At 49.7% G+C, this 25418-nt stretch carries 16 protein-coding genes; 2 read left to right on the top strand and 14 right to left on the bottom strand.

The window, feature by feature from the left end; translation table 11 throughout:
* Positions 1-38: 38 nt before the first annotated feature.
* The 7 genes from LTAR_RS10680 to LTAR_RS10710 form a co-directional block, all read right to left on the bottom strand.
* Positions 39-1352 carry a CpaE/TadZ family protein gene (locus LTAR_RS10680; protein WP_062422233.1) on the bottom strand — a complete coding sequence of 438 codons (1314 nt, stop codon included), beginning with the start codon at positions 1350-1352 and terminating at the stop codon, positions 39-41.
* A gap of 6 nt (positions 1353-1358) precedes the next feature.
* On the bottom strand, positions 1359-2270 hold the full coding sequence (cpaB, locus tag LTAR_RS10685; RefSeq protein ID WP_062422234.1) for a Flp pilus assembly protein CpaB: 912 nt from the start codon (positions 2268-2270) through the stop codon (positions 1359-1361).
* Positions 2271-2326: 56 nt separating this feature from the next.
* Entirely contained in the window at positions 2327-5830 is a 3504-nt protein-coding gene (locus tag LTAR_RS10690) for a serine-rich protein (protein ID WP_062422235.1), read from the bottom strand.
* A 106-nt stretch (positions 5831-5936) separates the two neighbouring features.
* Positions 5937-6248, bottom strand: a complete 312-nt coding sequence (locus LTAR_RS10695; RefSeq protein ID WP_062422236.1) for a hypothetical protein — start codon at positions 6246-6248, stop codon at positions 5937-5939.
* A 132-nt stretch (positions 6249-6380) separates the two neighbouring features.
* A complete protein-coding gene (locus LTAR_RS10700) occupies positions 6381-7064 on the bottom strand; it encodes a hypothetical protein (protein ID WP_062422237.1) in 684 nt (227 codons plus the stop codon).
* Between the two features lie 147 nt (positions 7065-7211).
* Positions 7212-8471 (bottom strand): hypothetical protein, encoded by a 1260-nt coding sequence (locus tag LTAR_RS10705; RefSeq protein WP_062422238.1) that lies wholly within the window; start codon positions 8469-8471, stop codon positions 7212-7214.
* A 2-nt stretch (positions 8472-8473) separates the two neighbouring features.
* Entirely contained in the window at positions 8474-9031 is a 558-nt protein-coding gene (locus LTAR_RS10710) for a hypothetical protein (RefSeq protein ID WP_062422239.1), read from the bottom strand.
* 320 nt (positions 9032-9351) lie between these two features.
* On the opposite strand from LTAR_RS10710, the gene LTAR_RS10715 reads away from it, so the two are divergent.
* Entirely contained in the window at positions 9352-9606 is a 255-nt protein-coding gene (locus LTAR_RS10715) for a ribbon-helix-helix domain-containing protein (protein ID WP_062422240.1), read from the top strand.
* Positions 9581-10033, top strand: coding sequence for a hypothetical protein (locus LTAR_RS10720; RefSeq protein WP_062531991.1), 453 nt, complete (start codon positions 9581-9583; stop codon positions 10031-10033). Before LTAR_RS10715 ends, LTAR_RS10720 begins: the two co-directional genes overlap by 26 nt.
* 286 nt (positions 10034-10319) lie before the next feature.
* Here LTAR_RS10720 and LTAR_RS10725 read toward each other — a convergent pair whose 3' ends face one another.
* The 7 genes from LTAR_RS10725 to LTAR_RS10755 all read right to left on the bottom strand — a co-directional run bounded on the left by LTAR_RS10725 (position 10320) and on the right by LTAR_RS10755 (position 25367).
* Positions 10320-13001 carry an RNaseH domain-containing protein gene (locus LTAR_RS10725; RefSeq protein WP_062422242.1) on the bottom strand — a complete coding sequence of 894 codons (2682 nt, stop codon included), beginning with the start codon at positions 12999-13001 and terminating at the stop codon, positions 10320-10322.
* Positions 13002-13027: 26 nt separating this feature from the next.
* Positions 13028-16492, bottom strand: a complete 3465-nt coding sequence (locus LTAR_RS10730; protein ID WP_062422243.1) for a pPIWI_RE_Z domain-containing protein — start codon at positions 16490-16492, stop codon at positions 13028-13030.
* Positions 16493-16545: 53 nt separating this feature from the next.
* On the bottom strand, positions 16546-17640 hold the full coding sequence (locus LTAR_RS10735; protein ID WP_062422244.1) for a restriction endonuclease-related protein: 1095 nt from the start codon (positions 17638-17640) through the stop codon (positions 16546-16548).
* Between the two features lie 23 nt (positions 17641-17663).
* Positions 17664-18605 (bottom strand): helix-turn-helix transcriptional regulator, encoded by a 942-nt coding sequence (locus LTAR_RS10740; protein WP_201775978.1) that lies wholly within the window; start codon positions 18603-18605, stop codon positions 17664-17666.
* A gap of 152 nt (positions 18606-18757) precedes the next feature.
* Positions 18758-22057: a UvrD-helicase domain-containing protein gene (locus LTAR_RS10745; protein ID WP_062422246.1), complete on the bottom strand. Its 3300-nt coding sequence runs from the start codon at positions 22055-22057 to the stop codon at positions 18758-18760.
* Positions 22058-22059: 2 nt separating this feature from the next.
* A complete protein-coding gene (locus LTAR_RS10750; protein WP_062422247.1) occupies positions 22060-25098 on the bottom strand; it encodes a PD-(D/E)XK nuclease family protein in 3039 nt (1012 codons plus the stop codon).
* Positions 25099-25115: 17 nt separating this feature from the next.
* The gene (locus tag LTAR_RS10755) at positions 25116-25367 is read right to left on the bottom strand and encodes a hypothetical protein (RefSeq protein ID WP_062422248.1); all 252 of its coding nucleotides are present in this window, start codon (positions 25365-25367) and stop codon (positions 25116-25118) included.
* Positions 25368-25418 lie beyond the last annotated feature (51 nt).

The following is a 25418-nucleotide window of genomic DNA, read 5'->3' on the forward strand; positions in this document are numbered from 1 at the left end:
TCTCCTCTTTGAAAAGCGCCAAGAAGCGACGCTATGGATTAAGTAAAACGAATTTTGGGCAAGCGCAGGACGCTTTTATGTTCGTTTGAGCTGCTGATTGTATTCCCGACGGATGGGAACAACGTGTTGACAATCGCCCGGATACCCTTTGCAAATTCATCCCCACGTGTCACCGGAGGTGTGCCATCATCCTGTGCTTGCGGAACTCCGGGATCATAGGGCACAATCGCGGCCAGAGGCGGCGCCCAACCCAGGGTTTTGGATAATTCCTCCTGGAAACTGCGCGGGGTAAACCCGCTGCGATCGGTGAACTGGTTGAGTACCAGATAGATCGATTCACGCGCCAGGCGTTTTTCACTTTTCAGGCCGGAGAGCAGCAGGCTCAGGGTGTGCCGGACGGCGGCCAGGTCTGCCAGGGTAGGTCGGGCGACGATCAAGGCATAATTGGCGAAGATGATCGAGTGCGCCATCCACAAATCCTCCGATGAAGGCACATCCATCACAATCGACGCATAGCGGCCATCTTCGGAGTCGATCAACATCCCGTTGATACTGCCTTCCCCAGTCCCGTGATTGGAGTTCTCTAGTATCCGCATATAATCCAGGGAAGATTCTGGGGCCAACAGGACCTCCAGGTTCTCCCGCCGTTGAATGGCCGCCTGAAAGGTGGCTTTTCCAGGACGGTCAAAGTACTCGGTCAGGTTGGGCAGATAGCGTAATCGCAGATGAGGAGCAGCGGCCGGCGGTAGTCCCATGGAAACCAGCAAGGTTTTTACGCTGAGCCGGACAGATAATTCGTAAGCCAGATTTTCGGCAATGGTTGAACAGCCAGCCCCACCCGCATGGGATAACACCGCAATTCGTTTGGTACCGGTGATGTAGGCGGATGCGCCGCCCGGCGAAAAGCCAGAAACGTTTTGCTGCATTGGCGCTGCCTGATTGAGTTTGGCTCGGGCAGTGATTGCCGCGCCGTATGCGGCCTGGACAATCTCGGTCCAGTTGACCGGGGCCACAAAGATCCCGCGCACGGTGTCTACCTTACCAAACGCTCCCTGAAAATCCTTATGCGCCAGTGGCAACACGACAATCGCAATCCCGCTCCAGGCTGAGATTTTCTGCAAGGCGCGGATCAGGGTGTCCGGATCCGGGGCGATATCGGTTTGAACAATTACCAGGTCAGGGCGCAAATTGTTCAAGTTGGTTTCAAACATGGACCACTGCGCCGCATGCCCCGAGATCATGAACCGTTGGTCGGCCAATAACGGCGGCTGCATCTGATAGTAGACCACCTCGTGTCCGGCCCCCGCCAGCATGACTGTTACCTTGTTGGTTTGGTAAGCGTTATCGCTCATGATGACCTACTTTTTCCGATATTCGTTCATCTCTTTATACAATTCGCCCAGATTGAGGGTCAGCACATCGGAGACATCCAATCCCAATCCCTTGGTTGGTTCCAACGCCAGGTGGATCAGTCCATACTGGTCCAGTGCTGAAAGCAGGGTGGCCGGATCGACTTTGAATCCAGGGGTGACTTCGATCAATCCTGTGGGGACATCAAGGACGATCACACTGCCTTCCTGAGCAGACATGGTGGTGCGCGCGGAAGAATACAATTGATCTTCGCTTGCGCCGGCAGGGACTTCTTCATAACGGAAAGATTGGGGAACCATCAGGACCCGTAACCCGGTGATCGCCAGACGAGCCAGAGGGGATGATGGCGCAGCCGGCGTGGGGGTTGGCGTCGGTGTGACAGTCGCTTGTGTCATCGGGGTAAGCGACAGGGTCGGCGACATAAATTGTTCAATCGGAGCGGAAATAACGTTGGTCGTGTTTTCCTTGAGAATATCAGGAGCGATCATGCCAATAACCGTAACCGTTTGACCGGGGCGCAGCAAGCCGGCAACACCGCTGGCCATATCCACGTGAATCGCCAAGGCAACGTGTCCTTCGGGAAGTTCAGCCGGGATACCCGCACCGGCGATTTCTCCCAGCACAGAAGTGACGATGAAGTCACCAGGGGCGCGCCCCACAGCCAACATTTTCCCGTTGACATCCTCAATGCGCGTGGCGGCATCGGACGGCTTGGCGCCCATCGGAATGGTGCGCAGTTCGACCAGGGAATCGGTCAAGATCGTCCCTGGCGCAATCGAAACCTTTGCGACCACCACCTGGGTCGGTCGGATCACCCCGTTCAAAAGGGCAATTACCAGTAAACCAATGACGACGGCCAGCACAATCGCGGTTAAAGGTGAACGTTTTTTGGGTTGCATAGTTTTTCTTTTCTCCTTGTTTTACAAAATTGATTCGGAACGCCTTGAAGGAGGCGTCAAAGGGATGGATGAGAGGCCAGGATATCGGACGCGGAGCGTTCCAGTGAGACCGCCCCCAATTCCTGAACGATATCCAAATCAGAGGGTTCACTACAGCGGATGATCATTGGGCGCACCAATACCGGCTCCAGCCAGAGCACATCGTCGCTGTATCCCAACTTGGCAATTGCATATGTTCTCGGGATACGCGCCAGGTAGCGTTTATATTCTGTGTTGACCAAACCTTTCTCGGAGCGTCCCAGGTGAGGCAGGATCAAATCCCGGTCTTTTGGATCTTTGGTCTGGAATACAAACACGTTGGCACAGGAGGAGAGAATACCTGAGGGCAACTCGCTCACGGTCTGAGCCATCAGGTGTAAAAAGATGCTGTACTTACGCCCATCCCGCCACATAGCCTGGAAAAGATGACTGACCGGATTGCCCGACTCGCCTGAGCCCTGATCGGAAGCTGCCCCACCGGATACGCCGGTTAACACCTTGTTGGCCTCTTCAAAAAAGATTTGCATGGGCGGAAAATGTTTACCATCCAGCATTTCACGCCGGCGGGCAACCGCGTCTGAATACAAAATACTGGCCAACAAAGAGAGCAAGGCTGCCTTGGGGTATTCGTCCATTTCAGCGCCGCCTTCAATGACGGTAATGCCCCAGGGGTTGGCGGGATCGCCCATCAACCCGAGGTCTTCGACGCCGACGCCACTTTCACAGGGGCCATATTGGCGGGCCATATGTCCTTCAGAAAACTGTTCCAGGCGCAACAAGACTCCCTCCAGGCTGGTGCGGCTGACCTGGTCGCGTTCCAACTTTTCCTTGTAGGTTCTCAGCCGGTCCACCCATTTGGAGACATCCAGTTGTTTGCTGCGATACACTGCCAGCGCCTGCAATTCCAAAGGTGAGAGCGACTCCAGAAGCGTACCGGGATGCAACGTGTCTGGAAGTTCCCCGGGGGGTTGTTGACGGGCATTCCGAACAACCTGCACTTCGTACTCATTTTGCAAATGTCCCAAGGGACCATTTTGCAGCTTGGGATCCCCTGTCAACACACCGGCCTCGAGGTATAACTCGGTTAATGCCCGGCGCATAAAACCCAGTTGTCTGGCTCCCATGCGTCCAGCGTTGGCGAACAGTTCTGCGATCATGCTGCGATAACGGCCCGGTTCAATTCGTCGTGGAACCTGGAGAATATTCCAGCGCAGCGGGCGCGGCGAACCGGGGTAGAGCTGGCGGATATCTACGTGACTCTGCCCATCCTCGGAACCATTCGCGCCGATGCCAGGCCAGTTCAGCGCCTTTCGCCAGCCCTGGCCAAAGTCCAGTACAATGGTGCGATAATGCCAGAACCGAGTGGTTTCATACGCCAGGCGTTCGGCGGCAATGGATTTTCCAAACCCCGTGTCGCCGACAAAGGCGGTGTGAAAATGCCGGTCCGGAGATAATTTTAGAAAAGTATCGGTCAACAGCCCTGTTTCAGTCGACCACTGCCTGGCCAGGGTGATATTGCCCGGCATGTCCGGATAAAAAGCAAAAGAAGGCGTTTCCTCCTGGGTGGTTAAGGCAACTCCCTGCTCAAAGGTTCCGGGAGCCGTGTAGGCTGCTACCTGGAGCATGGTCAGGAGGGTTGAATCGGCATAACCGCTCATCGCCTCAGGAATGGTCTCAATGCGCGTGGAGGGCGTAAAGGCCCGAGCGTGCAAGCCAATGTAAGCCTGCTCCTCGCTGGTGAGCGTGCGCGTCTGAACACCGGCCACCACATCTTCCGTGCCATGAAAAGCTTCTGGAATAAGCCCCATTAACGCCTGTACACCCTGCTCCGTGCGGGCCAGCGCATATAAATCGGTATAAAAAGCACCTTCCCGACTGGCGATATCCAAAAGCTTGCGCTGCGTACGCATGATGTCGACCAATAAAATATAGGGATCATCCTGCCACTGATATGCGTTGGAAAGTGAAAAAGATGGCGCTACCCCCACACTCATTCCTGCGCTAATCCCCCGCCCAATGGTTTGTCCCAAGCCCACCGCATCCGCTTCGGATCGAGCCGTGCTTTTGGTGTCCGCATGGCTCTGAGTGGCGGATGTGCTATTGGTGTCAGCCACCGAATCGGTCTCAGCACCCGAGGTCGTCCAGGCTTCTGAATTGGTCGTGGAGTGGCTTTGCGAGGTTGTATTGGATTGGCTTTGGGTGGTGCTTTGAGAAACGGTATCGGATTGGCTGGAGGTTACCGAGTGCATGGTCGAGTCCGCGACGCCGCTGCTATTGGATACGCCATCTGCCGATCCCCAACTGGCATTGCCGCCCACGTTGGCGGACACCCCGACGCCTGCAGGGGCAATGCTGCCTCCTAATCCGCCGTTCACGCCATAAGACGAGCTATCCGTATGCGACACGGCTACGCCTGACGAATCGGTGTGGGACGTTCCATCCGTCACCGCTGTTCCTTCGGTATGAGCGGTTCCGTGGCTGATTGCTGTACCAACTGTCGAAGATGTGCCAGTGGTATCGGTTTCGGAAACGCCAACGGTATGCGCCCAACCGCGTGTGCTGGCGTGACCCTCGGTGTGGGCCTGCCCCTGGGAGTTGGCCGTTCCATCCGTAGCAGCTTCCCCCTGGGTAACTCCGGAGGAATGATTGGTGCCATAAGAACGGGATGCATTTTCCGCCAGCCCACCGGTCAGGATGGCCGGTAAACTGACTCCAAAAGAAGCCGCTCGTGTTCCCAATTGGCGCGAAGCATAGACGGACGTATCCTCAAGCAAACCGGATAACATCCGGGTAATGTCATCCAGCCGCACATGGCTGGCCAACAGCATCAGGAGAAATTCCTCTTCCAGGCTGCTCATTCCGCGAAAAAGCAGTTCATTTTGTTGAAGCGAATATTGCTGTGCGCCCTGATTGCCGGATGTCAGTGGATCCCGCATAGAGGAGTCTCCCCCACGGGCATTCTCACGCGGATCAGGGTGTCCGACAGCCACAATGGCGTAAGGCATTTGCTCCAATGACCTGGCTAACCATTGGGCGACATCCGTGGATAGCGGTTCAAGTCGTATCTGGCGATATGCACCCAGCAATCCGGCCCGCATAGCGGACAGATTTTTTAAGGAGCGGATAATAGCCTCTTCTTTATTCCTGGAAAAAGCTGAAACCCCGTAACATTGCACAATCCCAACTTTGGGATTGTTAAAAACGCCGGCGGCCAAATATACCAGGTCGACCTGAGCGCCATACAGACCACGCAAAACGGTTCTCATTTTCTGCAGCAGACCCGCATCCCGGCGCGCTTCCAGGGAAATATATCGAAGCTGCAGGAGTCGGACGGCTCGATATCCTATGTATTCTTTCCCCCCTTCGCGCTCAATCACCTGGAATAGCAGGTAGTCGAGTTCATTCCTGTCGTTAAACAGTAACTCGGTGCCATGAACTTCCAGGTCATTGGGAATGCTCAGACCATTTTTTGTCCGCAGCCAGGGAATTTTGTCAGTCAGTTGATCAATAATATTCGCCATAGGTTCCTTTTTTTGCCTCGTCGGCCCGCCAACGCTTTGCTGGTGAACTCACGAGGCAAGGGAGATGGGCGACTAAGCCAATCTCCACAAGCCTGGATTCTTAATTTCACTGCACTTCTTGCCACCAGATTGCATCAACCACTTCATTTGAATTTGGCTCAATAACCACCACCTGTGGTGAGCGTTGACGACCCGGAGCGGTTGCGCGTTGAGGTGTGCTTTTTTCAGTGGATCGCTCATCTGAGGCTTGCCCGGCGAAACTCTTTTCGGAAGTGTTCCAGGGTTTCAACCTGAGCAGGAGACTCATTTGCGCAATCAACGCTGCAAATGCAGTGACGATGATGACGCCTGCCAGAAGGAAGATCATAAAGACCACTCCCAAAGCAGGTCCACAAAGGATATCCATGAGTTGTGACATTTTGACCTCCAATCGTTGAAATAAAATCTGACGTTTGCAAATATGCCCTACGTTCAAAAGACTCTCACCAAAAAAGGTAGAGTAACAAATCAAACAAGCCCACCAGGGAGTGCGCTGGTTTCATTTGCTTCCCTATCTCCTTGTCCGGTAACGGTCAATCAATTCACTGGCTCCAGCTAATGGACTGACCAATGACATCGGGTTGATCAAAACCTGTTGCAGCAACATGGCGAAATATCCCAACGGGATCACCAACCACAAAGCCCAAAGGATGATGGTGGTCACATTGCCGCGGGTATTGGCAATCACGGAAGCCGCGCTTTCGGATGTCCCGATCAAAGCTGCCCATTGGTCGGCGGAAAGCTGAGCTGTATAGGCCAGATACAACCGGCTGCCGATCACTGCCAGAGCGTAAATGGATATTCCGGATTTCACATTCCATAACAGGGTATGCTCTTGCATCCGCACCAGAAGGACAATAATTGTGCCGGCCAGCCACATGGCAGCTCCAATCCAGGGTACAGGCGCACCCATTCCCCATTGACTGATCACCCACAGACAAGCAACAATCCCTGTGGTAATTTGGGCGGTATAGAGGTCGGATGATAACGACTCTCTTCCACCCCGACCGGGGCGGAAAGTTGCTCTGGATTGCACACGTTGGTCAACAAACCGAATCATCAACGCTGCACAGAGAATACTGACCAGGGCAGCGCCCGACTCTCCAAGCCAATAGACCGTAGCCAGGACACCGTTCAGTAAATAAGTCGGCAGCGCCATTAGAAAATCGCCAAAGACGACAAAATAATCGGTCATAATAAACGGCTCCCTCTTTACTCGTAATAATCATCCTTTGGACACCACAAGCCGATTACCAAAAAAAGGTAAATAACCGTCAAGGCGACCAGATAAAGCGTCAGAATAATCCCAGCTACGATCCATACAATCTGCACGATGACCTTCCTATGGCACCAGGGCGGGTAAAGTCACATAAACCTGAAGGGTTCCATCTGCGCTTAACTGTCTTGGTTGCGTGATGGAGATTCCCATAAATCGGGTGCCGGTTGTGACAACATTCAGGCGCAAGTTGAAAGTTCCAGGATCCGCAAAGGGGACTTTTAATGCCTGACCGGTTGCCGTGCAAGTCCCGCCGCCATCACACCCTCCGCTCCACGAGCCCAATCCGGGGATCAGGGTGAAATTGGCCTGGTGGACATAAGCGCCGTAATGGGTTTGTCCTAATTTGCTCGTGATCCAGGCTTGACTGGCTGCGTCCAATGCCGCGGTTGCCTGCAGGGATGCGACGGCATCCGGCAGGTGTTCCACATGCTCCCGGCATTCTTTAAAGAACGATTCGGTTCTACAAACAGGCACCCCACCGACCACAGTAGATGGTTCACACACCTCTCTGTCTTCGTAGATTGGTTCATGCCAGGTAAAGATGACCGGTGGAATGGATACCTTTGCAATGACATCAGCGCCGCGCCGGTTCTCAGTGTCCTGCCCGACCACTAAAGGATTGCTGGGTGCAGTTTTTTGGATGGATATGGTCGGCTGCTGAATGGACACGGTTGGGTCAGGGCAAATCTTCGGCTGGGGCAGCGTTGGAGTGACCACCCCTGAACAACCGCCAGGAATGGAGGCGCAGTTTTGAGCGCCATTCAAATACATCAGGTATGCTGTACGCAGAGCTGTATCGTTCCAGGACATCTGGAGCAGGGTGGTGATAAAACCCCAGCCGGAAAAATATGTCCACACATCCTGCTGCCCATTTAAGACTGCCCCCCAGAACTGATCCGGACTTTTGTATTCCGGATGTTCTGCGGACAGCCGACCCCAGTCGATGTTATTCCCGGCCACCGCGCCCAAGAAAGTAATCAACCCACCATAACCGTTACCCATCATTCCAACCGAGTTGGCCAATCCACTCTCCTGGGGGTTCATCGCCATGAAGAAAAGGGTTGATGCAGAAGGCAAAACAACGATATTGCCATTGGCAGTCTGGTAGCGGTGGTAATCCGCGTTTAAATTCAGCGACTGACCGAACGGGAGATCAACGGACATCCAATCCGGGTGTTCTGTCGTTACACCCAGGTCGGTCAGGTCTGAGCGCAAATTGCCGTTGCTATCAAATACCTCACCCCAGGGGTTCTGTTCCTGGGCATGCACCGCTGAAGGAATCAGTAATGCCAAAAGGGTCAATACCAGGATAAATTTCTTCACAGTTATTTACCTTCCTTGACAGGCGTAACCGTCATTGCCTGGCGAGCGAGAATCGCTTTTATTTCGGGCTCCAACAAAAAACGGTCGAACTTCCAGCCGTTATCCGTTTTGACCACGACCACATAAGCTGTGTCCTGGATCTTGTTACTGCCAGGCAAGGGGGCCGAGAGTGCAACCAACATCTTCCATACTTGTTCAGTGGCTGTTTCCGCGACCTTTTCCTGAGAAGTGACGGTTGCGGTGACATCGGCCTTTCCTTCCTGGAATTTGCTCCACATCGCATCGGCTCCGGCGGTAATAAGCTGGCATCCGGTTGGAGTACTCTCGGCACACACATCGTTGAGCCAGGTCTCCTTTTCATTCCGGTAATTCACATGGAAGAACGCTTGCAATGCAGAGACAGCCGCTTTTGACGCCAGATTGTCTTCCTGGTTGGAAACCGAAGGTTGGGATCCGTTATACAGTGGCAGCGCCTGGATCGCTATGATTCCCAGAGCGATGACTACAGCCAGAATAATGGCAACGATGATGTTGCGTTTTGAAATGGGGATTTCTTTCAATCTTTTCTCCTTTCCCGGGGGACGAGTTTCTTGGGTTGGTTAAATTAAGAGCGACCACATGCGACCGTTTCTTTTCCCGCACCCACAGGGATAGAAAAAAGAAGGGCCTCAGGTGGTCGCTCCAAGGATCGTTTGAACAGACTGACAATTAATCAGCGACCGATTTGTCTTTTTATTGCTAATCTCATCATAACAAGATCAAAATGGGTATCCCAGGGGGAAAGTGATCGATGTTAAATAGGGAAATGTCGACCTACCATCTTGACAAGAGTTTACTAGAGTATTACAGTATAGATATCCTGTCGACAAGGAAGATGTGTATGCCTAAAACAAATTCAGCAAAAAAGCCGGTCCGGTCATTTCGATTAAGCCATGAGGGAATTCAGCAATTAACATCCATGGCAACCCTGATGGGACGCAGTGAAAGTGATGTGATCGAAGTAGCATTGGATCGAATGTACCGGGAAGAGATTCGTTTCAACCGGGTTTTAAGGGAAGGGAATCGAGTGGAAGACCAATACCACGTTGATTCGGGAGGAGAGGATAAAAATGAAAGTGATCGGAATGTTGTTTAAACTGTTGGGAACTGCGATCAAAACAATGGTTATCCTGGCGATTTGTTCCAGTATCCTTTTTGTGGCTTATAAAGGTAACCAACCAATGAATGTGCCGCAGGCTCCAAAAGGGATGACCTACTTTGAGTTTATGAGCGATCGTATTGATGCGGCCAAGACGGTCAAACCTTCTCAGTGTGGATGGGGGATGATTTTGTCTCTGGCAGCTCTTGGACCCATCTATTCCGCTGTTTACACAGAGGTTGGAATTCACCCCGATGGCTTTCTCGCTCGCGGGACTGCACCGGATCCGGATATTCCTAAGGGGGTCGCCAGCGCTCGGTGGTATGAGGTCCCTGGGATTTGGTGGAGCACAGTTGAACGACTATCCTGGACTATGCTTGGGAAGCCGGCAACTTATGGATGTAAGTTTAGGCCGGTTCAGTAGCACTCTTATAACATTGAAATTATGTGATTTTCAGAAAATGGCGTAACATAATTTCAGTAATATTAGCGAACCGCCATGTGTTTGAACAAAATAAAAATGCAAATATCAATTTTCTACCATTGACAAATGAAATATTTGTTCTATAATAATTCAAGAAATAGTTGGGTGCCCCCCTCACTCAGCTATTTCTTTTTTAATGAATCCAATTATGAAATCTTACAATTAAGTGTAGTTTTTTTGCAAACATAGATTTAAGGCAAACGATCTTGATTCGTTTGCCTTAAATCTAGTTGTCCGTTTCAGCTATATCATCTATTCCCAAAAGAGGCAACATGTCTTCGACGAGCGTATTCGCGAGGTGAATCGGATAAGGAAGAAGGGTATTCCCAGTGCTCCAGGCAGGTGACGATCGCAGAATGTGAGTGATTGCGATTGACGCAATTGGATCATTTCCCATGACAGGAACCATCTCGATCATTTGTTGGTTCCTGAAATACATTTTCCCGCCTCCATCAAAGCGCATTGCTTGTTGATCAGCTTTGTTGTTGTTATCCAGACGTCCAATTGAAAAGTAATGCTGTAGCTTTCCCCCAGCGTCATTGTCGACATAAAGGCTTGATTGGGCAACTCTATCTGCGTCATCAGCCTCGGCCCAGGATGTTTCATCGGTAGCTACATATTGTGGCGTTTCTCCGTCACCATGCTGTCTGAGCCAAACAACATTCATGTTCGCAAACGAATACGGTTCAAATGATTCGCTGCCAACCATGATTAGCCCTTGGTCTAATTTATCAACCTTTAAGTAATTCCAAATGGTTCGCAATTTATAAGCATCTACAATTAAAAGGGTTGGAATTTCACGATGCTCTGCAAGCAAAACCTGTAGAAAATTTTCAAAGACTGGGGCTTCAATTTCGAATGACGCTTTTCTTCGATTTTGGATAAATGCATTTCCCAGAAGGATGGCTGCCTGATAATAATCTACCCAGTTATTACAAACCGATGGGATTTTCGCCTCAACACAACCATTAGCCAAGATGCGGACGGCTACGGGGATGCTTACGTTTCCTCGCCCGCGGAAAAAATCTTGATTATTTCGGAACATGGTAATGCCGATTATCGCTAAATCATCAGCCGTTTTTGTCGAAAAGCCAGCAGAAATATAATCGCTTTTAAGCCCATCCAAGTGATTGCCGCTGGTCACGCCGGCCTGCCTAAGTATAAGGTCGCTGCAGGCGTTATACAGCCGGCCGAAATCGTAGTTGGCCTTTGGGTTCGTATTGTATCGGCCCATATTGGTAAGGCGTTCATAATTTGACTTAAGCGGCTTGATCATTTGGGACAGAATGCCTTCTTTGACGCAAGCCATTCTGATGGCGTCGTGAGGGGAAAGGTAATCACTTGTTTCCGGAATTTCAATCCACGCGAATACCTTCTCGTTTTCAGTGCTTCTGAATTGATGCAAATATTTTTGCCATTCGAGAGATAAGCGTTGTTCTGCTTCAACTCGGCTTTCTGATTTCTTCTGGCCTTCTCTTTGTTGGATTTCCAGCGGTTTGAATAAATGGTCCGGAATGGTGACCTCGATTAAGCACACTTGGGCCGGCCACGTATCATTTTCTGTAAATATAAAATGGCGCTGCTCCACGAAATATTTCATCGATTTAGCCATTTCTGGGGCGTATGAAGCAAGAACGATGTTCGTTTTCCGACCCTGGGATGATGCCAAGAAGGCATTAATCCGCGCCTCGTGTCTCAAATTCGGATCAATTGGACTTTTCTTTTCAGTGTTTTTCCACGGGGCCAATGCTTTTGATTCAAAAGCGCCTTTGTAAAGCTTCATCGCACATCCTGGTTCAAGAATAGAACTGAGCCTTTTTTCAATAATCCGATATATTTCCGTTCTCTCTTTAGCGCCAAACCCACTGCCGAGTGGATGATCGGGTTCATATCCTTCGGCATAAAGCACAAAGTAGTTGTCCTCACTTGGATTTTGATACCGCAAAGGTTCATTAAATATTTTTGATGGGTCTTGTTCTATCTCCCGAGCTTGGGCGCGGTCGAGGAGCGAATGGAAACCATCTAAAAACTTTGGCGGGGCTATTCTTGTGGATGATTTGGTCGGGGTGTTTAGCACTGGAAGGCGAACAAGGGTAGTGTTTTGATCACTCCATGCGGGATTTAATGGCTGTTTGCATCGTAATAGAATCGTAGCATTTCGGTCTTTGTTGCCTGAAACCAATGGCTTGTCCATATATCGTTGGCAGGAGATGAAAGTATGGATCCATGGCTCTTTACTTCCGGGTTGGTATTGAAGCGCGAACCGAATCATGTACGCGAATGTGTGTCCATGTTCAGATCTCTGAGGTTCGCTTACCACTGCCAGGCCATTATCATCTTGTTGGATCAGCCCCCACTTAATTTCTCTGTCAAAAAATGATGATTGGCCACCTGCCACGAATTGTGATGCAATGAGGCTAGGTAACGCTGAATAACGCAGGTTATTCCTCCCATCACTCAAAGCTTCGGACACAGTTGTTTCAACCCACCTCTGTTGGGAATAATTAATCAGGTCATACAATTTTTCGGAACTTTTTTTTATGGTTGATGGTAGTACATTTGGGAACGAAGTATTCAACCAGATATCAGCCCAATGGCGAGCAAGTGAATTAACCAGATTTTCACCCGGATATTGACTGAGAGCGAGCATCTGATATAAAGGGGGCTGAGGATACACACTGGTTTTTCTAAAACCATGAACCAGTACTGGGGAAAGGGCAGTCACCGCCTGATTTAAAAACCCCGTTTTCGCATTCATAGATGAGCTTTGGGCTAATTGCTTGGCGACATAGTTCGCTTCGCCCCACCAGTTGGAAGTTAATACATGGATGCTTTTTTCTCCTAAGGCATCCATGCGAAGGCGAAAACGAGTCGGTAAAAGATTCTGGGGGATGATTTTCCGCGGCATATTTTTTCCTTTCAATGGTCTAACGATTAATTCCCATCCATACTGAACGAGCTGTTGTAATTACTAAAATCGAGTTGAACCCCAATCGGTGATTGAAGTCCGTCATAAAAGGCCCCATACAATGCCCGTCCGACGTCGCTATTGGTGTAATTTAATAGACGCTCAATCATGGCTGCCAGGAGACTGTCACCAGGGTGGGCAACAAGATCGCCCTCAGAAGTTTTCTGACTATTAACCCAAGAGGCGTCCACAAAATAAGCTCTAAATGGAACTCCACCTCGCACCAACCGACCGCAAGTTTGAATGACTGAACTTGCAGTGCTGGCACCGAGTTCTTTCTTATCCGTTTCTTCCATTAAACGATAGAATTTTCCTCTTTCCATTGCCTGCCAAGCGTTCCGAGCTTCGATTCGTAAGGCATTGACCTGGGCAAGAATATTCGAAGAATTCTTTGACCATAGATTATTTTCTGGATTTAGCCATTCATCAAGTTTATGGTTAATTCCAGCCACCATCGTCATTGCATCAAACGGCGGCGTCATGGGCCTGATTAGAAAATATATCGATCCATAAGCCGCTCTACCGGTTTTGGGACTGACAATGTTATATCCGCGACTGATTGCCCCCATCGGCGCGACAAGGATACGAGCCAGGTGACCGCTAGCTTCGACTTCACTCCGTTTGATCGCTTTATACGGTCGCCAATCCCAATCTAAGGTTTCGTTGCTTCTAACGAGGGCATATACATCTTCTGCTAAGTCAGACTTAAGTGAGCTGCGCAGAATCGTTGCAGTTTGTTCGGCCTGTTCGTAAGAATTTACGATGAGCAAGATCCGAGCTCGATCTTCCCAATCTGCGTCGACCTTACTTAATTGGTCAAGTTTTTCTAGCTCTCTAACAAGGGGGGACATGAATTTGTCAGGGTGGCGGGCCAGAGCCAGGATCATTTGCTCCAGGTTCTCGCCCATTTCTTTGCCAGCACCTGACACCCGCAGGTAATGCACAGATTTCTTTTTGCTCCCCTTACTTTCGGTTGATTGGGGCAAATAAGTAAAAGTGCTTTTGCGAATTGCATCCTGGATCGAATTGTCAGGTTCGAGGATTCCAACAACTGGAACCGCAAAGTGGAATTTTGCTGAATCTGGCATCCAACTGGTTCCGGACATCGCCAATACGTTCGGACCGGCTTTTCCATCCAAATCCGATAAAAGATGGTCAAAGTTCTGAACAAAAAAGCGACCCACAGCTGCGTATTCGAAAACTGCTAGGCTGAGCACCTTACGAGCTGTATCTCCTTCTTCGGTCGTGCGGAATCCTCGCCAGCGACCCAGAGGTGGGGTAGGCAGGAGGCCGGCGAAAGATGGTGGTATGAGGGTTGGTCCTCCGTTTTCACCGAATAACTCCTCAACATAATGCCATCCATAAAAGAGGCCGCGTAAATCACGATCTAGCGCTGATGCGACCAATCCGAGTTCAAGACGCCGTGTGAGCGTAGACATATCTTGGGGATTACCAGTGTTTTCGCTATCGCCTCGATTTTTTGATTTCGCTTCACCTCTTACCTTTATTTCATCCTGGATATGCTGTGGTAGACCCTCCATTGTTTTCTTGATCCAGGCCGAAACACTCTTGTTTGTTGATGGATTAATTTCACCACGGCCATAAGATGCAATTTGTAGTGAAAGGAGTATCAGTTCGGATTTCTCATCGCGATTGCTAAACAATTCAGTCGATAGATCGGCTTGCTGCATCGAGATGAAACGTTCTTGGAGGGATTGATACAAATCCCTAACCTCTTTAGGCGCATCCTCACCTTCCCATAAGCTGTACCCAGAAATACGGCCAGCGAGTTCGGATAGGATACGCAGCGATGTAAAAGGCCGGACAGATAACCAATTTCGCAAATCCAAATTCCGTTCGAGCAAGCCTAAAAAGTTCCGCAATGCAGGCATGGTTTGGTCATACGATTGCCGCCAGCGATCCACATCAGTGCTTTCCCGAAATTTGCCACTGGGATAGTTGCTGATTTTTCGTAAAGTGTCTTGCAGCAATCCTCCTGCGCCTGTGTCATCTAAAATAAGATCTGGAGCCAATAATTTATCAAACCATCCTTGTACGGAATCAATCTCATCCAGAATCACCAACGTTGATTGTTCGTAAACCAATAGCCATAAAGGGATTTGTCTATTATCCACTTGCGAAGGGACTTTGGCCTGGCCCAACCCGCCCATTGTTGTCACCCATATTGGGGAATCGATCATATCCCGATACACTTGTTGCATTGGACAGATCGAAAACAAAGGGCACAGAAAATGTTTCTTTCGATCGCTCTTATCATTTAATTCAAAAAGCTCATTGCATGGTTCGTTTCCTGGCTCCATGCTGCCCTCAACAGTTTCGTCAATATTGGCAAGCCAATGCTTGACAAGGCAAGTGGTATCTAGAAATCTCAATCGCCATTGATCAGAAGCGATTGAAAATTCTTTTTGTCTGTACACGTTGATGAGATGAGAATCCCGCATCGTGGCACCGAGCAACGGGACCGCGACCGGAAAATCGTTATTTGCAAGCAAGTTATTGAAATATTCGGACATCCGTAGGACTTCGACAACATCTGCGACCACCAAAGTAACCCGTTGGCTCGGATGGTGTTGGGCGATATCAAAGGCGATCAAGGTAGCGATTGTACTTTTCCCGGATCCGACCATACCAGCGACATGAGTCATTCCTGAAATAGCTAACGCTTCTGTATTTACCTCGCTCAGACTTCCATCTGGACGTCTAGCTCGATACCGTATCATTGAGTCAATGCGGTCAAGCCATTTGTTGGGGCGTTTATATCCCTGGCTTTGTTCTAGATGATCCATTTCTATAGCCAGTTCGCGCAATTGTTGATGTGAGTAGGTCTGCTTGGTTCGTTCAGGGTGCACCTTGAAACTGGAAACTGGATGTTTCCGTGCTTCTCTCAATATTTTTTCCGAAAAAACCACTTCACCCTTGTACTCTCGGTTATATGCGAATCCATATGATCCTTGAGAGGCAATCGACCGCTTTTCTTTCCTGAACGGTAATACCCCTGAAAACACTTCATCATATACTTTTATTCTCTGTGTTTGTCTCCCGGTTCGTGAAAGCGGTTCTACCTCGTAATTTTCATCGCCGGGCAATCGATATACCCTCTTATTTTCAGGATATTGAGCGTAGGTCGAAAAATCGAATTGCCAATCTCTTTTACTCGTCCGGTGGATGACTGCCCGATAATTTGCAAGCCAACGTTTTTGAATTTCATTCAGTTGCAGGTCAGCTAAAGCTGGCGTAACCAACCCTTGATTGAGAGCCCAAATGGTCATTGCTGGCTGGTCTTGTAATCCAAGCATTTCAAGTAGGCGGAGCCCCGTTTCCACTCTGATGAGGAGATTAAAACTTATCTCCTTATCGTTACTTTCGGTAGGAAATCGGGTTTTGAACAAATCCTGAAGTGAAGAATACATAATTGTCAGTCTCCTTTTCGGTTTAAGGCAAACGAACTTGATTTACCTTCGACCTATGCCTTGGTAACTTCCCTCAAGAATGTGCTCATCAATTGGATCTTCGCTTGGGGGGCCAGTTTCTTTAATTTCTGAAGATACCCTGAAGTCATCCTTTCCCGGTAATCCGGGATGACGTAATAGAATTTCACGTCTTTCTTATAGGGCGGGCGAGATTGGCGCAACAAATTGCTCAGGGTAAATTCGCTGGCATAATCCTTGACATCAATTGCCCAGCGCATGTTTCCATTTTTCTCAACGAGCAGGTCATACCGGTCAGCCTCAGGCCATAATGCGATAGATACGCCCGGAATTTTGGCGAGTTCTCGATGCAACTCCAACTCCGGCAATCCTGGCAATTGAACTCGTTTTCTGAAGGTCATTTTCAGTGTGCTTATTTCATTAGTGATCGCTCTTGCCTGAGCAAGGTCTACAATCTGCTCGCATAAGCCCTTCGTCGCGCATCTGGGTTTTTCGTCTGCCCAAATCAATATTCCATTGCAGCGAGGGCAGAGCCAGTATTTCCCTTCATGAAGCATATTGGGAGATGGTTTTTCATAGAAGTCGCTAACTTTTCCCATTAATTGGATTGTTTCATTAGGTATATGGATGCCATCACTGATGTTGATCCATGGATTTTCAATTAGAAACCGTCGAAGGGTTACATAAGCGTCTTCCAATTCGGGGTGTTTTTGAACTTTTAGAACAGCGTCACGAATCTTACGGTTATCTAGAACAAGTTTGAGCTCGCTGGCATTGAATTTCTGATTACCAGAAAGGTCATCCAGATCGAGCAGCAGTTCTTCCACCTGGCTGGATATTTGTAGCTGCGAATCGATCATTGGGATATCAGGATCAATCCCATCTGGCAGCTCAGAAAATGGCCACCAATCCTTGAGAGGCGTTTGAATCATTCGGAGAAACTCACTGATCGACTGGAATTTCCAATTACCTTGTTCTATGTAAGCACCAAAGAGCAGACCTCGGGCTCTGATTAGGGTGGATGGATACGGGTACATCCAATTATTTTCAGCAAGGGCAACCAACCCCGACATCAAAAATGACAATGTTTCGTTGGATTTACTTGTATCTACGTAATTCTCTTCCTTCATTGCCGCCCCTTTCTTATCTTGTTTTAGATTCCATAAACGCCTGCTACGCTCTTGATTTCATCAATACATTCTTGGCGTAAACTTTCTGGAGAAAGAACTTCAGCGCCACTCCCGTATTGCAACACCCAACGTTTTACTTCACCAAGGCCACCAGTTTTCAGGTGTAGGATTAGGCTTCCATCCTCAAGTTCTTCAACCTTCTGCGATGCATGCCAATTCCGTTCACGGATATATCGTGCGGTAACAGCGTTAAATTTGATCGATACATCAGTTGCCTCACCACCTCGGTCAGCCTGGAAGGCACTGCCCATCCAATCTGAGATCGAGAATTTCGCATCCCGAATAAATTTTTCTGGCAAAATTTTTAAGTTTTCAATTCGACTCACCAGAAAGGTGCGAAACTCATTGCGCAGTTTATCGAAAGCGATAAGATACCAATCTCCCCTAACGTTATTTAGGTGGTATGGCATAACCGTTCGTTCTGTATATTCACCACGATATGCAGCGTAATATCGAATCCACAAACATTGACTTCCGTAAATTGCATGGTGGATATCCAATAAGAATTGTTCATTTGCTGAGATCAACATTGGCGCAGAGAAGGTGTAATGCGATCGAAGCGTATCCATATCAACTGTTACTGGGCCTTTGACACCTTTGGAAATCTTTTCAACTGCCGAGCGCAGGGAAGATTCCAAGCTGGTTCCCAGATACCTTTTTGAAATTTCTACACTCAGGAAAAAAGCTAATAATTCGCCTTCAGTTACAATCATTCCCGGTAAAACCCAAGTTTTATCAGAATAATACCAACCGCCTCGAACACGGTCGAATTCGATTGGAGCTCCCAGACGATTTATCATAAAATCTCGATCGTTAAATATGACGCGCCGGCTTACTTCAAGGGATTTCGATAGTCGATTTGCATTGGGATACTCATCGTCTCTGATCCGACGATCAATTTCCATGATTCGTTCAAGTTGTTGCCTCTGAGACATAATTTACTTTCCCTTTCTATCATCCATGATACAAGTATTGAGGAACGGAGTGCACACAACGTGCACTCCGAGTAAGTTTTGCACCCTGAAATTTTTCATTATAAGGAAAAAGCCCAGTATCTTCATCCGATTTTAGCAATCTCGATTCGACCATGATCATCAAGAAAAATAATTCGGGTCTGGGCCTTTTGGCCAATCAGCGTTTCGACCGCCCCCGAATACCTGCGCATTTGGCGTGAATATTGCCGGATCAAATCGTCTCGTTCCTTCACACTTCGGATGGAATCCGTCTTAAAATCAACGATCTGCCACCCCGAAGGCGAGTCATATAACAGGTCTATGTAGCCTGTTTCTGCATGATCATCAACCCTGCGGGAGTAGGGTAGCTCGTGATATCGCTGCGCTGCAGCATCAATCTCACTCCGCAATGGATGGTTTCGCAATCGTTCCAGGTATTCGACGGCATGGCGGACCGCTGTAGATTGTTGGACCGGATGGGCTAAACCGGCGTTTAACGCAGCGGTTTCTAAAAGAGGCAGCAGCTGCGGGTCCCCGGGGAACAACCACAGTTCAATGGCTTTGTGAACCATCTGTCCGACGACGCCCGGCGGAATGGTTTCGGCGGAGCCGGTCGCCCGCCAGGCATGCATCTCCTCGGGCTCGTCTTCGTGGATCACAGCGGCTTCAGGTTCCAACAGGGAAGGATAGAGCGGGGCGAGATCGGCTTCCTCGTGGGAGGGGGGGTGCACCGCTTCGTTGGCTGCTAGGCCGCCCGCTTCTGCTGAAACCGCGCAGGCGCGCACCTTTTGCCCCGAATTCAACGGAAGCAGCATAGCAGTTCCAGATTGTTGAACCAGCGTATCTGCATCAACCTGAGCTGCGGTGCATAAATCGCCGAGCCAAGCTTTGGCCTGCCATTCCCCTTTGGAGGTTGGCGTGGAATGTCCATTGATGATCAGTTTATCCTTGGCACGTGTCAGTGCAACATACAGGAGCCGCAGGGACTCTGCCTCGTCCTGTTTTTGGTTCTCCCACTTCGCAAGGCGATAGATCATGGGCGGCGGGTCCAGCTTAAAGGACAGACCTATCTGCGGCGATAGGTAGATTGCCTCGCTTCCTCCTCTAGGTTCCCGGCTGGCATCTGCCAGTACGACGACCGGAAATTCAAGCCCCTTGGATTTGTGGATAGTCATCAGCCGCACAGATCCTTGGGCTTCGGCCGGCGCTTCGCCTTCACGCGCTCCCGCATCATTGATTGTCGCCAGGTATTCAAGAAAATCGCGAACATTGATCTGGCCGCTGGACTGGGCGTCAGTAAGCAGTTTATCTAAATTACGCCACAGCCGACCTCCGGTTCCATTACCGTCTTCCACGGCCAGGATAGAGCGGTAATCCGTGATGTCCACCAGTTTTTTCAGCAGGTCGGCGACCGTGATGCGATCTACTTGAGGCAAAAGCTGGTTCAGAATATCCCTCACGCGGACGGCGCGGGTACGATCGGCATCCTCCAGCATTTCCAGGTCGCCTTGCAGCGCCGTCCAATAAGGAATCGGAACGTCCTCTTGCCAGCGTAATTGGTACAAGGCTGCATCCGTCAATCCAAAAGCTGGGGAACGTAAAAGGCCGGCCATGGCAAGATCATCCGCCGGGTCCGCCAATGCACGAAGGATATTGAGCACATCCCGAATTTCTGGTCGGTCATAAAACCCACGGCCGGCGACGGTGACAAACGGGATTCCTGCATCTTCGAATGCATTTTCATAGGCCGCAAAACCAGTTGAAGCGCGTAAAAGCAGGGTGACGTCATCCCAGGTACGAATTTGCTTTTGCTCTTTCAGTTCCAGCAATCGTGCGGCCAGGGCTCGTGAAGCCAACGGTCTTGCTGCAACGGTATCTTCACCCGCGCCTAGAATAAATTCAATGTGCGGATGGCTGATATATTCGGGTTCTGTTTTGCGCACCGCGTGAAGAGGAGAGAATGGTACATAATATGGGCGGGAGGTATCGTCCGCGGTGCCCATCACCGTTGTCAACAGGTCGCCAGTAGCTTGTAGCAGTGGCTCGTGGGCACGGTAGGTTTGATCCAGGTCAATCACCAGACCTCCCTGGATGCGGACGCGCTGTTGAATAGATCGGAATACGGTGACATCCGCGCGGCGGAAGCGATAAATGCTCTGGCGCGCATCACCCACCACGAATAATCGCCCAGGGGCACCAGCCAGGGCTTCAACAATCTGGCGCTGCCGCTCATTGGTGTTCTGGAATTCATCGACCAGCAGGCTGGCTATTTCTGCTTGCCAATGTTGTCGGACTTCAGGGATTTTGAGCAAGCGTGCTGCCCCGCTCTCGAGGTCATCAAAATCTAGTGCACGACGCTGACACAATGCATTCTGATATGCAGAAGCGAGCAGCCCAAATACGGCTTTGATGATGGGATATAAGCTTAAAAAGCGGTTTTCACTTTCACGGTCCGGCGGAGAATCATTTGCCCCTTTTCCCCCAACGATGGGATTCAAGCACTCATCGTAGGCGGCTTGTACCTCTGCAACGATCGCTTTTGCCCGGCTGGTTTTGCTGCCAATGTTGCCTTTCATTTTTTCACGCCTGGCTTTATATAAAAAACCGGCACACGCTACGGGATCATTTTGGGCAAGTGCATTTTCAGCATCACTCCATAGGGCCAATAATTCTTGCACCTGCTGCGTGAGCTTATCCCCGGCATCTTGCAGTAAGCTGGGCTGACTAAAACTCCGTAATTCCTGGATACATCCATAGATCGTTTCGTGCTGCATCCCGTCTCGAATGGCCCGGTTCACAACTTGAACGCTGTCGAAGCTTTTTTCAAAGGTTTCTTGGGCTTCCAGGCGGTGTTCCAGGAGAAATCCGAGTAGACCTCTCAGGCTAGCGATATCAAAATGCTGAAACAAAATAGAATATTCAGGTTGACCAGCCAAAACGGTGATGGTTTCGTCAATCATATTCATGCGCAGTGCGGCGGTTAAACCCTCATCCAGGACATCAAACTTGGGGTCAATTTCTGCTTCTGCAGGATGAGCGCGAAGAATTTCAGCGCATATACTATGAATGGTGCCAATCCGGGCAGCATCCATTTCTGAATTGACAGTAATCCACCGCTGGCGTTCTTCTTCGGTTGAAGCCTGCTTCAGGAGGTCCGTTAATGCCTGGCGTACCCGCGAGCGCATTTCCCGGGCTGCCTTTTCGGTGAACGTCACAGCCACAACCGCCCGAGGTGATAATCCATCTGCCAATAAAGAAGCATACCGCGCTACCAGAGTACGAGTTTTCCCACTGCCGGCTCCGGCGGTGACCACAATATCCCGGTTCCTTTCAATTGCAGCATCTCGTTGGTCCGGGGTTAAACCAAAGGAAGTAATCACTCGTTCACGTAATATTTCGGTCATAATTAATACTCCGGTTCAAAACGCCAGCACCATTGAGCGCCGGGGCAGTAAGATGGGCAACCAACGCGCGGGGTTTTCGAAGGAAACTCCGCTGAGCGGATGCCGTTCACAATGCGTACCAAGTGAGCCATCATGACTTCAATGGCAGCATCGACACCCTGGTTGGTATCGGTTTTAAATTTACTGAGCTTGAGGGAACCCGCTTCGGCGCCGAGGATTTTCCAGTATATTCCTTCCACGGGTATGCCCAGTTTACGGGCGTCGCGAACTGCTAATGCATAGATCGGCAACTGCAAACGATGCCCGTCTTTCAAATCGTTAGCTGTGAGATGCATGCTGCCGGATTTATAATCAATCACCCGCAGCTGCCCAGACGAATTTCTGTCCACACGGTCTACCACCCCCCGAATTCGCAAAACTTCAGATCCCAAGTCAATGATCAATGGGGGATAGTCGCCTTTTCCAAACCCCATTTCAAATTCAATCGGCGTCCAATCAGTCTCAGCTACCAGCGCTTGTATAGTCTGGCGCAACGTATCCAAAAGTTCTGCCTTCTCATTTTCCCAGAGCGTTGAGGGGCGAAACCCAAATTGCCTTGGGGCGTCAGAAAAAACCTGTCCTGCGATAATTTCCAAACTGGATAAAACGGCCTCAATGTCCTTTGGGTCAGATGCGTTGCGGTATGTGTCTTCCAGGATTTTATGCAGCATTGAACCCAACTGACCCGGTTCGAGACCTAACTGGGGTACTGCACGCGCTTCTAAGCCTAAGGCGGTGCGAATATAGAATTGGTAAGGGCATGTACCATAGTATTCCAGCCGGGATGGGCTCCAGGTATGCTCGGATGAATATCTTTTTTCCATGAATGGAGCGATCGCTTCTACATATCCTTCATGAGGTCCTTTGGGATGCTTGGCCCGCCTAGCTTTCACCACCTCACGAGCATGGCGCAAACCATTCCAACGTTCATGGAGAAAATCGTATCGTTGGGGCAGGCTTTGCCGGCGCACAGCGGTAAAAAGCAGTTCTTGGGTCGAGGCAGCCTCAACCAATGGTTGCGGGTCATCAGGGCGTACTGTCTCAACTGCTTCTTTGCTAAATAATCGCTGCACGGCTTTCCAAAAAGTCGATTCCTCCCATTTCTCGCCGTCTTCTGAGAGGTAAGGGCGTGTGATCAACAAGTGCCTGTCGGAACGGGTAACAGCCTGGTAAAAAAGCCCTGCCTGCTCGCGTTGCAAGCGTTGATCTAAACCTAATGCAGCACGCAGAGGTTCATCTAGAAAAGGATCCGGGTGTTCGTTAGCGGGAAATAGGCCTTCGGATAAACCTAGCAAAGCGACCGCCTGAAGGCGCAATCCGCGCGCCTCGACCATGCGTCCCACCAGTAGAGCTGGTTTTCCTGACACACCTGGTTCGCGTTGTCCGACGCCCTCTAAAGTTCCTTGCAGATCTATGAAAAACTGGGCATAATCGACTACCCGCTCACCAGCCACCACTTCGCTCAAAACGAGAGCTCGTAAGGTTTCTCTAAAAACTTCACAGGCGTTCTGGTCTCTCTCGGTGGTGGCATTTTGATAAAACTGGAGTTGGTCCAGAAGGTCTTCCAGCCAGGTAATCCATTCGGTCTGAGAGCAGCTGTGATCGGGCGGCGTGATGCGATTGAACAGCGCCTCCATGATCTGGCGAAGCTGATTGGCTTTCGCACCGCGCGGCAAACCTGGTAATATGCGTTCGTCGTCTACATCGGATTGTTCCTCGAACGAATGAGGAGCAAGACGATCCCAGGTTTCTTGCCATTGGTCACGACCTTCCACAATTTGAGCGACACGACTGACCAATTCCAACTGATCAGCGATATCCGAGCTGATGGACAGGTCAAAATAGGGGCAACGCAGGACATTGACCAACGCCCGTGTATTGAAATTTTTGGAGGGTAAAGCAAGCAAATTGAGCAATGCGGTGATCGCCGGCGATTCACTCAAAGGTTCGTCTTGTGTAAACCGAATGGGTATCCCAAACTCCTCTGCGCAGGCTTTGAGTTGTGGATGATAGACCGATGGGTTGGGGGTGAATATCATACAACTGGATAATGGGATGCCTTCGCGTATAACCAACCGTTTTATCCAGCGCAGGGCTTCTCGGGCTTCATCGGCTGGAGACCGCGCTTCGAGCAGGATGGGTTTTATCGCCGGTTGGATAACGCTGCCGCTGGATTCAAAGAGGTTTTGCTCGATGTGCAAGAGATCAGCAGGTAAGAAGGGTGGATTGTTTAAAGAAATGTGGTGGGGAGATAATTCCTGGATGAGTTTATCCAAGTCTTCGAGAAAACGCCGGTGCGCCGGGCGTTTGGATCCGATGATGCCAGGAAAAGTAATTAGAATTTCACTGACCTGTGTAGATAATAGTTTTACCGCTTGATGTTGTGCGCCATTCAAGGAGTCGAACCCATCTACGACCAGGAGTTTGATTGAAGAAGCGACATGAGGATGGCCCTTGAGAGCTTCGACTGCGAGCCAGCTGATCCCTTCCGGGTCAGCCCAATTCAAGTCTCTCAAGCGAGTTTGATAAAGAGAATATAAAAGGGCCAGTTCTTGTTGGGCCGTGGTTCCCGATCGGGTGAATTCGATGAATTGATCTGGATAGATCAGCGATCTTTTTAATTCTGCAAAGGATTCCCGCAATGCCAGGATAAAGCCTGGCATCCTTTGTAAAGGAGAAAAATGAGGTAATCCGCCTTGTTCAACCGCGAGATCAACCACCTCTTGAATCAGCCGGTGGAGGAGTGGTGAAGATGCGACGGGGACATGCATTTGAGAATGTTCCAAGATATTTTTGTATAAATCGCCAAAGGTTCCAACATAAGTACCGATGGCGCCTTCACAATCCGCAACTCTTCTTCGAAATGCAGAGGCCTGCAAACGATCTGGAACGACCACCCAAACAGAGGCAAGCGGTTCATTTGCTCTTAGTTCTTGTATCCGTTTAATACAAGCTTGTGTCTTGCCAGTTGCAGGTGGGGCTACAATTAATTTAGTGGTCATGGGCGTGCTCCAGGAAGTTAAGATTTTTCCGGTTGGGGTGAGTCTTTCAAATGTTTCGATACTGCCAAAAGCAGCTCAGTGGCGATTGCCATAGCCTCTTGCGGGGATAAATTGACGGCTACTTTGAAGGAGGGTTGTAAAAGATCTTCTTCAGAGGGCGTTGTTTTTCTGATTTGCAGAATGATGGCATCATCATTGATGTAGGTGTGAACGGCGCCACCATTTTTCAGGGTAAAAGTTTGTGCTCGCATATTTTTGGGTGTGGTCATTAATTCCCCCTATGGTTTATCACTAAAAAGATCTATTAATAATTGTACGCT

The organism is Leptolinea tardivitalis (assembly GCF_001050275.1).
Classification (GTDB): domain Bacteria; phylum Chloroflexota; class Anaerolineae; order Anaerolineales; family Anaerolineaceae; genus Leptolinea; species Leptolinea tardivitalis.

Coding starts and splice junctions, on each gene's coding strand:
- LTAR_RS10680 (WP_062422233.1), bottom strand. CDS start 1,352: ATGAGCGATAACGCTTACCAAACCAACAAGGTAACAGTCATGCTGGCG.
- cpaB (WP_062422234.1), bottom strand. CDS start 2,270: ATGCAACCCAAAAAACGTTCACCTTTAACCGCGATTGTGCTGGCCGTC.
- LTAR_RS10690 (WP_062422235.1), bottom strand. CDS start 5,830: ATGGCGAATATTATTGATCAACTGACTGACAAAATTCCCTGGCTGCGG.
- LTAR_RS10695 (WP_062422236.1), bottom strand. CDS start 6,248: ATGTCACAACTCATGGATATCCTTTGTGGACCTGCTTTGGGAGTGGTC.
- LTAR_RS10700 (WP_062422237.1), bottom strand. CDS start 7,064: ATGACCGATTATTTTGTCGTCTTTGGCGATTTTCTAATGGCGCTGCCG.
- LTAR_RS10715 (WP_062422240.1), top strand. CDS start 9,352: ATGCCTAAAACAAATTCAGCAAAAAAGCCGGTCCGGTCATTTCGATTA.
- LTAR_RS10720 (WP_062531991.1), top strand. CDS start 9,581: ATGAAAGTGATCGGAATGTTGTTTAAACTGTTGGGAACTGCGATCAAA.
- LTAR_RS10725 (WP_062422242.1), bottom strand. CDS start 13,001: ATGCCGCGGAAAATCATCCCCCAGAATCTTTTACCGACTCGTTTTCGC.
- LTAR_RS10730 (WP_062422243.1), bottom strand. CDS start 16,492: ATGTATTCTTCACTTCAGGATTTGTTCAAAACCCGATTTCCTACCGAA.
- LTAR_RS10735 (WP_062422244.1), bottom strand. CDS start 17,640: ATGAAGGAAGAGAATTACGTAGATACAAGTAAATCCAACGAAACATTG.
- LTAR_RS10740 (WP_201775978.1), bottom strand. CDS start 18,605: ATGGAAATTGATCGTCGGATCAGAGACGATGAGTATCCCAATGCAAAT.
- LTAR_RS10745 (WP_062422246.1), bottom strand. CDS start 22,057: ATGACCGAAATATTACGTGAACGAGTGATTACTTCCTTTGGTTTAACC.
- LTAR_RS10750 (WP_062422247.1), bottom strand. CDS start 25,098: ATGACCACTAAATTAATTGTAGCCCCACCTGCAACTGGCAAGACACAA.
- LTAR_RS10755 (WP_062422248.1), bottom strand. CDS start 25,367: ATGACCACACCCAAAAATATGCGAGCACAAACTTTTACCCTGAAAAAT.